The sequence below is a fragment of the Rhodanobacter sp. LX-99 genome, from assembly GCF_018599185.1.
Taxonomy (GTDB): Bacteria; Pseudomonadota; Gammaproteobacteria; order Xanthomonadales; family Rhodanobacteraceae; genus Rhodanobacter.
In genome coordinates this window covers 2,042,195-2,055,844 of the sequence record NZ_JAHFVL010000001.1, presented here as the reverse complement: position 1 = coordinate 2,055,844, position 13,650 = coordinate 2,042,195, and the positions used below count along the sequence as shown (strand labels likewise).

Sequence of the window (13,650 nt, the reverse complement as noted above, 5' to 3'; positions counted from 1 at the left end):
CCTCCCGCTTACAGGCAAACCATTGCCGTTCTCATTTCGTCGATCGCCGCGTGGAATTCGTATAGTCCACGTTGTCCGTCGACGGGAGAACGACCATGAAAGGTGATGCCAAGGTCATCGAGTACCTCAACAAGGTGCTCTACAACGAACTGACCGCGATCAACCAGTACTTCCTGCATTACCGCATGCTCAAGGACTGGGGCTACACCGAACTGGCCGAGCACGAGTACAAGGAATCGATCGAGGAGATGAAGCACGCCGATCACCTGATCGAGCGCATCCTGTTCCTCGATGGCCTGCCGAACCTGCAACACCTGGGCAAGCTGCGCATCGGCGAGAACGCGCTGGAATCCATGCAGGGCGACCTCGACCTGGAACTGGCCGCGGTGAAAGACCTGCGCGAGGCGATCGCGTACAGCGAAGGCATCGCCGATTACATCAGCCGCGACCTGTTCAAGAACATCCTGCACGACGAGGAAGAACACATCGACTGGCTGGAAACCCAGTTCAGCCTGGTCAAGGACATCGGCGCGGAGCGCTACCTGCAAAGCAAGATGCAGAGCTGAACCATATCGGCTGCATCGGGGCCCGGCGCACCGAAGCGTGCACCCGTTCCTTGACGCTTTCGTCACGCCGGGGCTATACCTTCGGTTTTCCCCCGGAACGCGCCGCATGGCCTCACGACCACCACCGCGTTTTGTCGTGCGCCGGCACGACGACGCCAGCCATCGCCGACGCTGGCTGTGGCTGGGTCCGGCCTGGCTCGGCAGCCTGCTGGTGGTCGGTCTGGCCGTTGCTGCGCTGAGCCGGCGGGCGAATGCCCCGGCCGCCGTCGACAACCGCCAGCAGCGCGCCCTGCTCGGCCAGATCGACGATCTGAAGCAGCAGCTCGCCAACCTGCAGCGCGCAGCCCAGGTCAACGAAGTCGCCACCCGCTCGCTGCGCGGCACCCTGGCCCAGCGCGAGGAAGAGCTCAACGGCTTGCGCGCCGACCTGGGTTTCTACTCGCGACTGGTCGGCGGCGACGCCCAGCGGCAGGGATTGAAGCTGCAGGAAGTGAAGTTGCAGCCGATCGTCGGCTCGCGCGGCTGGAACCTCAGCCTCAGCCTGACCCAGAACGCCAAGCGCGGCAACGAGGTTTCCGGCAACGCGCTGGTCAGCGTGGAAGGCCTGCGCGGCGACCAGGTGGCGCGGCTGGACTGGCCCGCGCTGGGCGATGCCGCGCAGAAGGACGGCCTGCCGTTCCGTTTCACCTATTTCCAGCAATTGCACGGCACCATCGTGCTGCCGGCGGGTTTCCGCCCGACGCGATTGCGCATCAGCATCCAGCCCGCCAGCGGCGAGCCGGTCAACCGTGCCGTCGCATGGGGCGCCGCGCTGAGCGGAAACATCACCAACGCCGAAGGGGACCGCGATGCTCAACCGTAGACGCAGCGACCGCAACGATCGCAACAACACCAGCCACGAAACCAGCCTGATCGCGCGCGGCACGGTGATCCGCGGCGACCTGCGCTTCAGCGGCGCGCTGCACCTGGACGGCCGCATCGAGGGCACCGTGCTGGGCGAGGGCGACGACGCCATGTTCACGCTCAGCGAGCACGGTCAGGTGCACGGCGAGATCCACGTGCCGCAGGCAGTGATCAATGGCCACGTGACCGGCGACGTCAACGTCAGCGTGCGGCTGGAACTGGCGCCGCAGGCACGCATCGACGGCGACCTGCGCTATCACACGCTGGAAATGGCCGCCGGCGCCCAGGTCAACGGGCGCATTTCGCGGCAGGCCGAGCAGGCGCAGCGCGAATTGCCGGCGCCGGACGCCGAACTCGACGAGGCCATGCCGGCCTGAAGCGGTATGCTTGGCTACAGTCCGCCACGCCCCCATCTAGATGACCATGGAAACTCTCGTCGCGATCCCCGATTACCGCAGCAGCGGCGCCCCGCTGGTGTTCACCGCCGCCGCCGCACACAAAGTGCATGAGCTGATTGCCGAAGAAGGCAACCCGGCGCTGAAGCTGCGCGTCTACATCTCCGGCGGCGGCTGCTCGGGCTTCCAGTACGGATTCACCTTCGACGAGGCCCAGGCCGAGGACGACCTGGCGATCGAGCGCGAGGGCGTGACCCTGCTGTGCGATCCGCTGTCGCTGCAATACCTCACCGGCGCGCAGATCGACTACGCCGAGAACCTCAGCGGCGCGCAATTCGTGATCAGCAACCCGAACGCGAAGACCACCTGCGGCTGCGGCTCCTCGTTCTCGGCCTGAGCACGCCGCCGATGGACCGGGCCAAACTGCCACCGCCGAACACGTTCGCCGGGCTCAGCCTGGTGCTGAACCGCGTTGCCGAGTCGCGCGACGAATCGGTGTGGATCGTCGAACAGGCACGCTCGCCGGAAGCGCGCTACCTGCTGCTGGACGCCAGCGGCAAAGCGTTCCTGCGCCGCGACGGCGACGCGTTGCGCTGGCTCGACGTGAACGAACGCGAACAATGGCTGGGCGAGTTGCACGCCAGCCTGCTCGGCATCGCCTACGAACGCCCGCATTTCCTGCTGGTGGTGGACGAGCCCGCCCGCATCGGCGAACTCGAAGCTGCGCTGGACGCACGCCGCATGAATCTGCGCAGCGCCGGCTTGCAGCTGGCCGCCGACGAGGCCGGCCTGTTCGCCTATGCCAAGGGTCTGTCGCACTGGCAGCGCGAAACGCGCTTTTGCGCCCATTGCGGCGCACCGCTGCTGCTGGTCGCCGCCGGCCATCGCGCGCAATGCACCAACCCGGACTGCGCACGCCTGCACTTCCCGCGCACCGATGCCGCCGTGATCATGCTGGTCGAGCACGACGGCGCCTGCCTGCTCGGCCGCCAGGCCGGCTGGCCGCCAGGGCGCTACTCCACCCTGGCTGGCTTCATCGAGCCAGGCGAGGCACTGGAGGATGCGGTGCGCCGCGAAGTGGCCGAGGAAGCCGGCGTGATCGTCGACGAAGTGCGCTACCACTCCTCGCAGCCGTGGCCGATGCCCGCTTCGCTGATGGTCGGCTTCATCGCCAGCGCCGTGTCGCGGCAAATCGTCATGCGCGACCACGAGCTGGAAGACGCGCGCTGGTTCACCCCACGGCAGATCGTCGACGGCATCGCCGACGGCAGCTTCCTGCCCTCCACGCGACTGTCGGTGTCCTACCAGTTGCTGGCGTACTGGCTGCAGCAGCGCACGGGGCTGGACCTGGACACGCTGGTAGCCGACACCCCGCCACGCTGATCCGCCGGCGCGGACTTCACGCCGATCCGCCGCGCCCCGGCATCCAGCTGCGGACCGCCCCTACCCTGCAGCAGGTCGTGCGCGCGATGACCACGGCCAGCCGCTGCGAGTACGAGCGCATGAAGAAGATGGAAAGAAGCGCGAATCAGTTCGTCACGCGCCAGCTGGAGGAACGCGCGCTCGATGTCGACGGCTGCGGCCCGCAACCCGCTCACACGGCAGCCGACGCCACGATCGATGCGATCTCCCGCCGGGCAGTCTCCGACGACTGACGCCAGCGCATGCTGTCGATGCCGATCGGTCGCTTACAATGGCAGCTACTGTCCGCGAGTCCGTTCCGTCATGGCCATCAGTCTGCTCGTTGCCCTCATCGCCCTCGGCCTGCTGCATGTCGTGCCGCAACTGGCACGCTGGCGCGGCGACGGCCTGTTCCGCCGCTGGGTGGCACAATTGGCGGACACCAGCGGTGGCGGCCGTGTGGCGCTGGTTCTGCTGCTGCCGTTGACCCTGTGCATGCTGCTGGAATGGTTGCTCGGGCGTTCGCCGCTGGGCGAGCTGCTGCGGTTGCTGTTCGCGCTGGCGGTGCTGCTGTACTGCTTCGGCCCGCGCGAGTTCGAAGCCGACCTGGAAGCCATCCTGGACGCCCCGGATGGCGCCAGCCGCGAAGCCGCGGCGCAGGCATTGGCCGACGACGGCCGTCCAATCGCCTGGAGCGCACCGGCGCTGGGCGAGGCGGTCGCCTATGCTGCGTTGCGCCGGCGCTTCGCCGTGCTGCTCTGGTTTTTCCTGCTCGGCCCGGCTGGTGCGCTGCTGTACCGGCTGGCGCAGACGCTGGGCCGCGACGATGCGCTGCGGCTCGATCCGGACAGCCGTCGCGTCGCCGGCTACGTGGCCAACGCACTGGACTGGCTGCCGGCACAACTGCTGACGTTCACCCTGGCCGTGGTCGGCCACTGGGAGGCGGTGATCGGCGCCTGGCGACGCTGGCACGCCCAAGCCGCGCCGACCAGCTGGTACGACGCCGGCCCGGGCTTCCTGGGTGCGGCGGCACAGGCCGACGTGTTGACCGACATCGAGGCCGGCGACGGCTACGCCGAGGAACACAGCGACCCGCTGGCCGAGCTGCGGCGCCTGCGCAGCGCCTTGCTGCGCGCCCTGCTGGCCTGGCTCAGCGTGGTGGCGCTGATCGTGATCGGCGGCTGGATCGGCTGAGCCCGCTTACGCCAGGTTGCCGCGCAGCTCGCGCACCCGCGCCTCCAGCGCTGCCGCCGTAACTTGTTCGGGTGTCCGCGGCTCATCGACCACCAGTTCCACCCGCGCCCGGAACCGCCGCGGCAGGCGCGCGCGATGCAGCATCGAATCGCGCCGGCTCCACACGCTGCCCCACAGGCCGCGCAGTGCCATCGGCACCACCGGCACCGGCCGCCGCGCCAGGATCTTCTCCACACCCGGCCGGAACGGCGCAATCTCACCGTCGCCGCTCAGCCCGCCTTCGGGAAAGACGCATACCACTTCGCCGGCGGCCAGCGCCTCGTCGATCGCGTCGTAAGCCCGCTGCAGCACCGCGGGATCCTCCTTGCGGCCTGCGATCGGGATCGCCTTGGCGGTGCGGAACACGAAGCTGAGCAACGGGATGTTGAAGATCCTGTAATACATCACGAAGCGCACGGGCCGGCGCAGGTTCGCCATCAGCAGCAGCGGGTCCATGAAGCTGACATGGTTGCACACCAGCAGCACCGGGCCCTCATCCGGAATGTGCTGGGTACCGTCGGCGCGCACCCGGTACAGCGTGTTCACCAGCACCCAGGTGATGAAACGCATCACGAACTCGGGCACCAGGGTGAAGATGTACCAGGCCACCAGCACGTTGAGCAGCGCTGCGGCAAGGAAAATCTGCGACGCATCCATGCCCAGCGCACCCAGCCCCAGGCCGAAGCCGGCTGCCAGCACGATCAGCAGCGCGTTCAGGATATTGGTGCCGGCGATGATGCGCGACAGCTTCTCGCGCGGTGCGCGCGCCTGCACGAAGGCGAACAGCGGCACCACGTAGAAACCGGCGAACAGGCCGATCAGGGTGAGGTCGAGCACGACGCGCCAGCTGCCCGCGCCACGCAGGAAGGCCAGCCAGTCCAGCCCGCGCACCGCCGCCACGCCGTGCCGCGCGAGGTACAGGTCGACGCCGAACGCAGTCAGCCCGAACGCGCCCAGTGGCACCAGGCCAATCTCCACCCGCCGGCCCGACATCCGCTCGCACAGCAGCGCGCCGATGCCGGTTCCGATCGAGAACAGGGTGAGCACCAGCGTGTTCACCGAACCGTCGCCGCCCAGTGTCTCGCGCGTGTAGATCGGCAGCTGCGCGATCAGCACGGTGCCAAAGAACCAGAACCACGAGATGCCCAGCACCGCATTGAACACGGGTCGATCGGCGCGGGTGATCGCCAGCACCCGTGCGGTTTCGCTGAACGGGTTCCAGTTGAACTTCAGCTCCGGCGCGGTTGCCGGCGCCAGCGGAATCCGGCGGCAGGCCAGATAACCGACCACCGCCACCGCGATGGTGGCGCCGGACGCCAGCAGCGGCCCCACGCCGGCTACCAGCATCAGCGAGTTGCCGGCAATCATGCCGATCAGCATCGCCATTTGCGTGCCCATCTCGACCAGCCCGTTGCCGCCGACCAGTTCGTCCGGCTTCAGCGCCTGCGGCAGGATCGCGTACTTGATCGGCCCGAACGTGGCCGAGTGCATGCCCATCATGAACAGCACTGCCAAAAGCAGCGAGGTGTGGTGCGTATAGAAACCGTACGCGGCCAGTGCCATCGCGCCGATCTCGAACAGCTTCACGTAGCGGATGATCCGGCTCTTCTCGTACTTCTCGGCCAGCTGCCCGGCCGTGGCGGAGAACAGGAAGAAAGGGATGATGAACAGCGCCGGCGCGAGGTTGGTGTAGAGCGACACCGTGTGATCGTCCAGCCCCATCTGGAACGCCACCAGCATCACCAGCGCATTGCGGAACGCATTGTCGTTGAAGGCGCCCAGTGCCTGGGTCCAGAAAAACGGCGCAAAGCGCCGCTTGCCCAGCAATGCGAATTGGCTCATGCGATGACCTTGGTGTGATGTACGCAACTTGCCTCGGCCGCCTGCACCGGACGATGGCGCGTCTTGCGGGGGCTACCGGCGCATCCTAGGTCTTGTGCCATAGAAGTGGGTACCACGCACAGCTTACAAGACGAGTGCATCGGTCCCAAAAGAAAAGCTGCCGGGAAGTCCTCGGCAGCTTTTTATGATTCGCAGCGGTACCTTGCTGCTTTTGCGGATGGAACACCTCGCGTCCGGATCCGACATGCCGGATCATCGCTGATCCGGCATGCCACCGACTCCCGGAAATCAGAAGTCGTAACGGGCGGTCAGGCGTACCGAACGCGGCGCATCGTAGCTGATGACGCGGAAGCGGCTGTCCGCAATCACGCCTTGACCACCAAGTTCGCCACGCTCTTCGACATTCTGTGCAACCTGACGGTTGAGCACGTTGAAGACGTCCACCGACAGCTTGAGCTTGCCGTCCGCCCACTTCGGCGTATAGGCGGCGTTCAGGCTCAGCTGGGCATCGAACGGCAGACGACCCGCGGTGCCGCGTGGCACGGCCTGGCCGCCACAGAAGTGGTAGTAACGACCGTAGTCCAGATTGTCCGCCCAGAACTGGCTGTACTCGGAAGACGTCGGCGGGAGGTAACCCAGGCAACTCTTCGGGCGACCGGTCTTAGCCACCAGCGAGCCACCAAACTGCCACTCGGGGGTGAGCTGGTAGTAGCCATACGCCTTCAGCACGTGGCGGCGATCGTTCGGCAGGTTGCCGCCGCCGTACGCCATCAGCTCCTTGTGATCGAACAGCACGGTCTGCGACACGTCGCCCTGACCGATATCCGAATCGAGCTGGCCTTCGTCGTTACCGTAGTTGTGCGAAATGGTGTAGTCGATGCGACCGAACCACTTGCCATCGAACGGGTGCTCCAGTGACAGGTCCAGGCCGATGTACTTGCGCTTCAGGTACATGCCCATGTCTTCCTTGGAATAGGGCACGGCGACCAGTTCCGGCGAGCCGGCTGCGTCAGGTAGATCCAGCAGCATCGTGTTGGCGACGCCCGGGTTGAACAGGCGGCAATCCGGCGAATAGCTGTAGTTCGGATCGACCGCGATGTTGTTCTCGGCCATGTACTTCAGCATCGGACGGTTGTCGCACTGGTCGTCGATCGCCGACTTCAGGTCGCGGTACTGCAGGCGGGCGCCCCAGTTCCAAGACGAGCCGATCGCCTGCTGCATGCCCAGGATCATTTCGTCCTGATAATGCGACTTCAGGCCCTTCGCCGCCACGGTACGCGGATCCGGTGCCTGGCCGTACTCGTTGTTGGACGAGTACGGGCCACTGCCCAGCGGAGTCAGGCCACCGGGAACGCCAGTGGTCGGGTCTATACTGGTGTACGAGAAGAACTCGGTGGTGTACAAGGAGCCGGAGGCGCCACGAACCGCGACGTTCAACGGCATGGCCAGGAAATAGCGACCGGCGTTGCCGTAGACCTTCAGGCTGGAGTCGCCGAAGACATCCCAAGTGAAGCCCAGACGCGGCGCCCACTGATTCTTCTGGCTGACATACTCGATGCCGTCAGAGTTGTAGTTGGTGAAGCTGTCGTTGCGCACGCCCAGCGACAGCAACCAGCGGTCGGTCAGCTGCCAGCGGTCCTCGACGTAGTACGCCTTCTGCTCGACCTTGAACGTGCCGCCATTCTCGAAGATGTACTTATAGGCGTAGTCGCTATTCGGCGCCGTGGTCAGGCCGCCGCTGTTCGGGATATCACCGGCAGCGGTATGCGCATAGAACCAAGCGTAACCCGGACCAGACATAATGGTGCCCGCTTCGGATTCCGAGTTCGACACGTCGTAACCGAAGCTCAAGTCGTGATCGCCCACATGCCACTCAAGGTCGACGCGGTAGCCGTCGGTCTTGTCGTAGGCATTGGTGTCGTCCAGGTTGGTATAGGGCTGCAGGCCGGTGACCTTGTTGGTGATCGGCCGATTGTCGACGATGTTGACCTGGGTCGGATCGTAGCCGTCCGGCGCCGAGTAATGCACGACCTTCTGCTGGCCATACATGGCCGTCAGGGTCAGGCTGTCGGTCAGATAGCCGGTGTACTTGCCGATGTAGGTCTCGCCGCCGTCCTTGTAGCGGTAACCACCGTTCTTCGTGTTGCCGTGGGTGCCGTCCGCAAAATTGTAGGAATAACGGCTGCGATTGGTGCCGAGCTTGTCGGAGATGCCGGTGAATTCGAGCAGGTTATTGTCGTTGATGTTCCAATCGACCTTGGTCATCCAACGCGGCGTCTTGTCCTTGTCCGAGATATACGCGGTACGCGGCGCGGCGGTGACAGCCTGATTCTGGTTGAAGTCGCGGCTGGTCCACTCGCCGGTGGCGTAGATGAATAAGCGATCCTTGATTAGCGGGCCACTCACATAGGCGCCATAGGTGAGCGAGTCGTCTTCAAAGCCGCTCCGATCTGTGTAGACCGTGCCAGCGTTCGGCGCGCCATTATCCTTTTCGTAGTACAGGCTCTTGCGAGTGGAGCGCAGGCTTTCCGGCGTCCAAGTCGTGAGGGCGCCGAACTTCCATTCGTTGCTGCCGGCCTTGGTGGAGATACTGATCACACCGCCGGTGGAACGACCGTAGCGGGCACTGTAGCCACCCGTAATTACCTGCTCCGACTGGATCGCGTCAAACGGCATCGTCGTCGAGCCAATGTTGGTCAGCGCATTGGTGACCGGATAGCCGTTGATGAAGTAGGCATTCTCGGACGCCGCAGCGCCGCCGAACGACACCGAATTGCCATAACGTGAGTCGGCGGGAATAACGCTCGGTGCCAGAACCGCGGCCTGAGTGATGTCGCGCGCCACCGGGATGTTGTTCAAAATCGTCGCGCTCAGCTCCGTGGAGGTATCCACGCGGCTGACGTCGATGGCCGGCAGCGAGTTCGCCGACACGGTCACAGCACCAAGCTCCTGCGCACCAGCGACAAAATCGACCATGGTGCCGCCCGCGCCCACGTAAATATTGCGAGGAGCGCCTACGGCTTCGCCGCCGCTGGTTGCGGTGACGGTGTAGGTGCCGAGCGGCAATTCACTGGCCCGGAAGCGGCCCTTGGCATCAGCGACGAGCGTACGTGTCAAGCCAGTGTCTGTACTGACGATCTTGATCTCGCTGCCAGCAGCCGCGCCACCGAAAATGGAGCCTGCAGCGCGCGACTGTGCGAAAGCCGAACCACCGCCAGCGAGACTCATTGCCAAGCCGATTGCCAAAGCCGAGCGCCGCAACTGCCCTGTCTTGAAATTTTTACGCGAATTCATCGTGGTGACTCCCCATGGTTCGGCCCGAGCCGTCCGGGCACAAGAAACTTTTGTGTGTTCGTGGCATCCAAGAGCGGCATCCCAGAAGCTATGCAAGCCCTGCCGATCCACATGATTTAAACTAGGTTTCTTACGCAAATAGCTACGCAAGTTATTGCGACGTTAATTCAAGAAAACGCGGAGGTCAACACTTCCGTAACTTTTATTTCGGATGTTCTTTTAGCTTGACATCCGCTCACAACCTGCGCTAGCTACCTCCTTCTCACTAGGCCACCCAAATGGATACGCAAAAGCTCACGAACCCCTCAGCCACCGAGACATTCGCCGAACGTATTAAATTGCTGATCCAGCGCGTCGGGAGCGCTACCGAAATCGCAAGAATGTGCGGCTTCTCCGAGGGCGTGGTGCGCAGCTGGCGCGATGGCAACACCGATCCCTCGCGCGCGCGTTGCGTCACGCTGGCCAAGACGTTGGGCATCTCGCTGGTGTGGCTGGTGGCCGGCGAGGGGACGCTGCAAATCGACCCCAGCCACGTCGGCGCGGATGAGCAGTACAGCTCGGAAAAAGTTGCCCCTCACCGCTCCCATGGTCGCGCGGGCCTTGCGCACGGCCATACGGTCAACAGCATGGCGGTCGACGCGCAGCGGCTGGATACTGCCGTGCGCATCCTGCAGTCGGAGCTGAGCCTGGCGAACAGCCAACTTTCACTGTCCGAGAACACCGATCTGCTCAGTCAACTCTATGAGATGCTCGGTCCTGGCGGCTCCCATGTGGATCCGCTCGCCATGGTGACGTTCAACCAGAAGCTAGCCGAGCGGATCCGCAAGGAGCGCGACACGGCCTGACCCACCGGCCTGGCACACCGCCAGAGAACGCGGCAGCCATCGAGGCTGCCGCGTTTTTTGTGGCCTGTTCTCAGAGCAGGGCGATGTCGGCGATGGCGCCGAACTGAGCTTTCAGCTGGCCCAGCAAGGCCAGCCGATTGGCGCGCACCGCCGGGTCGGCGGCGTTCACCAGCACGCTGTCGAAGAACGCATCCACTGATGCCTGCAACTGCGACAGACGAGCCAGTACCGCCGTGTAGTCGCCGGCGGCCAGGGCGGCAGCGCTGTCCTGCCTGGCCGAGGTCAGCGCGTCGGCCAGGTCGCGCTCCGCATCCGCCTCGAAGTGTGCCGGGTCGACGACACGGCCGATGGGCGGCGCACCAGCCTCCTCGGCCTGCTTGCGCAGGATGTTCGCGACGCGCTTGTTGGCGGCAGCCAGGCCGGCCGCTTCCGGGCGGCGGCCGAACTCGGCCACCGCGCGCAGGCGGTGGTCGAAATCGGCCAGGCTGGCCGGCTGCACCGCCAGCACTGCCTCGAACTGGGCGTTGTCGAAACCCTGTTCGGCGTAGTAGCCACGCAGGCGATCGAGCACGAAGTCGTACAGTTCGTCGGCCAGGATCGCCCGCCGCTGGCCCGCGTTCAGGACCGGCGGCTTGCCGCCCTTGCCTGGTTTCAGGCCCGCCGCCAGCGCCGCGTCCGGCAGCAGTTCCAGCGCTTCGACAAAGCTGCCGCGCAAGTCCAGTTCGAGGCCACCCTCGATCAGGGTGCGCGCCAGGCCCAGTGCGGCGCGGCGCAGGGCGAACGGATCCTTGTTGCCGCCGGGTTTCATGCCGACGGCGAAGATACCGGCCAGGGTATCCAGCCGTTCGGCCACGGCCAGCACCTGGCCGAGCCGGTCGGCGGCGATCGCATCGCCGCCGAAACGCGGCTGGTAGTAGCTGTCCAGCGCCTCGGCCACCGCCGCCGGCTCGCCGTCGTGGCCGGCGTAATAACGACCCATCACGCCCTGCAATTCGGGAAATTCGCCGACCATGCGGGTCAGCAGGTCGCACTTGCTCAGCGAAGCGGCGCGGGTGGCCGCACCGGCATCGACACCGACCCGGTTGGCGGCGATCCGCGCCAGTTCGGCCACGCGCACGCTCTTGTCCCACAAGCTGCCCAGCGCCTGCTGGTAGGTGACGCCCTTGAGTTGTTCCTGGTAGCTGGCCAGCGGGGTCTTCAGATCCTCGTCCCAGAAGAACTTGGCGTCGGCGAAGCGCGGCCGGATCACCCGCTCGTAACCCTTGCGGATCTCGGCCGGGTCCTTGCTCTCGATGTTCGCGATGCCGATGAAGTGCTCGGTCAACTTGCCGTCGGCGTCGAACACCGGCACGAACTTCTGGTTCGCCACCATGGTGGTGACCAGCGCCTCCGGTGGCACGCCGAGGAACTCGCGCTCGAACGTGCAGGCGATCGCCACCGGCCATTCGGTGAGGTTGGCCAACTCGTCCAGCAGCGCATCGTCGAGCCGCGGCACGCCACCGGTCACTCCGGCGGCCTGCCTGACCTGGTCGCGAATGCGCTGGCGCCGCTCGCGTGGATCGGCCAGCACGTTGCAGGCACGCATCGCATCCAGCCAGCCGTCCGCATCGGCCAGGTGCACCGGCTGCGGGTGCATGAAGCGATGGCCGCGCGACTTGCGGCCGCTGTGGAGGCCCAGCACGCTGCCGTCGACGATGCCGGCGCCGTGCAGGATCACCAGCCAGTGCGCCGGGCGTACGAAGCTGTAGTCGTGATCGGCCCAGCGCATCGGCCGCGGTACCGGCAGCGTCTTCAGCGCCTCGTCGATGATTTCCGGCAACAGCGCCGCCACCGGCTGGCCCGGCTTGACCGTCCGCCAGACGAACCAGCCGCCCTTGTCGGTTTCCAGTTTCTCCAGCTGTTCGACGCCGACGCCGCAGGACTGCGCGAAGCCAAGCAATGCCTTCGACGGCTGCCCCGCCGCATCGAGCGCCGCGGCCAGTGCCGGGCCACGGCGTTCCAGCGCCTGCTGCGGCTGCGTCACGGCTACCGCCGGGATATACGCAGCCAGACGGCGCGGCGAAGCATAGGCCTGGGCCAGGTCGAGCCCGGCGTCGATGCCGCGCCTGGCCAAGCCATCGCAAATGCCGCGCAGGAAAGCGGCAGACAACTCATCCAGCGCCTTCGGCGGCAGCTCCTCGGTGCCCAGCTCGATCAGCAGTGACTTGGCGGCGCTCATGCGGCCTGCTCCTTCGCGTTCTTCGACGGCGCATGCTTCAGGCCCGGGAAGCCGAGCCTCTCGCGCTGCGCCACATAGGTCTCGGCCACGCTGCGCGACAGCGTGCGCACACGCAGGATGTAGCGCTGGCGCTCGGTGACGCTGATCGCACGGCGCGCATCGAGCAGGTTGAAGGTATGGCTGGCCTTCATCACCTGCTCGTACGCCGGCAGCGGCAGGTTCGCCGCGATCAGCTGATTCGCGGCGGCTTCGCACACGTCGAACCAGTGCAGCAATTCGGGCACGTTCGCGTGTTCGAAGTTGTAGGTGCTCTGCTCCACCTCGTTCTGGTGGAACACGTCGCCGTAGGTCACGATGCCACGCGGGCCGTCGGTCCAGACCAGGTCGTAGACGTTGTCCACGTTTTGCAGGTACATCGCCAGCCGCTCGAGGCCGTAGGTGATCTCGCCGGTCACCGGGCGGCATTCCAGTCCGCCGGCCTGCTGGAAATAGGTGAACTGGGTGACCTCCATGCCGTTGAGCCAGACTTCCCAGCCCAGTCCCCAGGCGCCCAGGGTCGGCGACTCCCAGTTGTCCTCGACGAAGCGCAGGTCGTGCACCAGCGGATCGAGGCCGAGCTCCTTCAGCGAGCCGATATACAGGTCAAGAATGTTCTCGGGATTGGGCTTCATCACCACCTGGTACTGGTAGTAATGCTGCAGGCGGTTCGGATTCTCGCCGTAGCGGCCGTCGGTGGGCCGGCGCGAGGGCTGCACGTAGGCTGCGGCCCAAGGCTCGGGACCGAGTGCGCGCAGGAAGGTGGCGGGGTGGAACGTACCGGCGCCGACCTCGGTGTCGAGTGGCTGCAGCAGCACACAGCCCTGCGCCGCCCAGTAGCGGTTGAGGGTCTGGATCACATCCTGGAAAGTGCGTGCGGACATGGTTTTCCGTGACCTTGGATAAAGCGCGTTAGT

The 13,650-nt window shown here is 65.5% G+C and carries 12 protein-coding genes; 8 read left to right on the top strand and 4 right to left on the bottom strand.

Annotated features, from left to right (window positions below; translation table 11 throughout):
• Positions 1–95: 95 nt before the first annotated feature.
• The 7 genes from bfr (at position 96) to KK131_RS09410 (ending at position 4,459) form a co-directional block, all read left to right on the top strand.
• Entirely contained in the window at positions 96–566 is a 471-nt protein-coding gene (bfr, locus tag KK131_RS09440; protein ID WP_214556390.1) for a bacterioferritin, read from the top strand.
• A 106-nt stretch (positions 567–672) separates the two neighbouring features.
• Entirely contained in the window at positions 673–1,428 is a 756-nt protein-coding gene (locus tag KK131_RS09435) for a DUF6776 family protein (RefSeq protein ID WP_214556389.1), read from the top strand.
• Positions 1,415–1,846 (top strand): polymer-forming cytoskeletal protein, encoded by a 432-nt coding sequence (locus KK131_RS09430; protein ID WP_214556388.1) that lies wholly within the window; start codon positions 1,415–1,417, stop codon positions 1,844–1,846. The genes KK131_RS09435 and KK131_RS09430 overlap by 14 nt, the downstream gene beginning before the upstream one ends.
• A 46-nt stretch (positions 1,847–1,892) precedes the next feature.
• On the top strand, positions 1,893–2,261 hold the full coding sequence (gene erpA / locus KK131_RS09425; protein WP_214556387.1) for an iron-sulfur cluster insertion protein ErpA: 369 nt from the start codon (positions 1,893–1,895) through the stop codon (positions 2,259–2,261).
• Positions 2,262–2,272: 11 nt separating this feature from the next.
• A complete protein-coding gene (nudC, locus tag KK131_RS09420) occupies positions 2,273–3,247 on the top strand; it encodes an NAD(+) diphosphatase (RefSeq protein WP_214556386.1) in 975 nt (324 codons plus the stop codon).
• Positions 3,248–3,333: 86 nt separating this feature from the next.
• Positions 3,334–3,519 (top strand): hypothetical protein, encoded by a 186-nt coding sequence (locus KK131_RS09415; protein WP_250887397.1) that lies wholly within the window; start codon positions 3,334–3,336, stop codon positions 3,517–3,519.
• A gap of 70 nt (positions 3,520–3,589) precedes the next feature.
• Complete coding sequence (locus tag KK131_RS09410) at positions 3,590–4,459, top strand: beta-lactamase induction protein (protein WP_214556385.1); 870 nt, start codon at positions 3,590–3,592, stop codon at positions 4,457–4,459.
• 6 nt (positions 4,460–4,465) lie between these two features.
• Here the strand turns inward: KK131_RS09410 and KK131_RS09405 are convergent, their stop codons facing one another.
• Together KK131_RS09405 and KK131_RS09400 are read right to left on the bottom strand one after the other, a co-directional pair.
• Entirely contained in the window at positions 4,466–6,340 is a 1,875-nt protein-coding gene (locus KK131_RS09405) for an MFS transporter (RefSeq protein ID WP_214556384.1), read from the bottom strand.
• A 288-nt stretch (positions 6,341–6,628) separates the two neighbouring features.
• The gene (locus tag KK131_RS09400) at positions 6,629–9,634 is read right to left on the bottom strand and encodes a TonB-dependent receptor (protein ID WP_214556383.1); all 3,006 of its coding nucleotides are present in this window, start codon (positions 9,632–9,634) and stop codon (positions 6,629–6,631) included.
• Between the two features lie 278 nt (positions 9,635–9,912).
• On the opposite strand from KK131_RS09400, the gene KK131_RS09395 reads away from it, so the two are divergent.
• A complete protein-coding gene (locus KK131_RS09395; protein ID WP_214556382.1) occupies positions 9,913–10,479 on the top strand; it encodes a helix-turn-helix transcriptional regulator in 567 nt (188 codons plus the stop codon).
• 70 nt (positions 10,480–10,549) lie between these two features.
• Here the strand turns inward: KK131_RS09395 and glyS are convergent, their stop codons facing one another.
• Positions 10,550–12,697, bottom strand: a complete 2,148-nt coding sequence (glyS, locus tag KK131_RS09390) for a glycine--tRNA ligase subunit beta (protein ID WP_214556381.1) — start codon at positions 12,695–12,697, stop codon at positions 10,550–10,552.
• Positions 12,694–13,617, bottom strand: a complete 924-nt coding sequence (gene glyQ / locus KK131_RS09385) for a glycine--tRNA ligase subunit alpha (RefSeq protein ID WP_214556380.1) — start codon at positions 13,615–13,617, stop codon at positions 12,694–12,696. The genes glyS and glyQ overlap by 4 nt, the downstream gene beginning before the upstream one ends.
• Positions 13,618–13,650 lie beyond the last annotated feature (33 nt).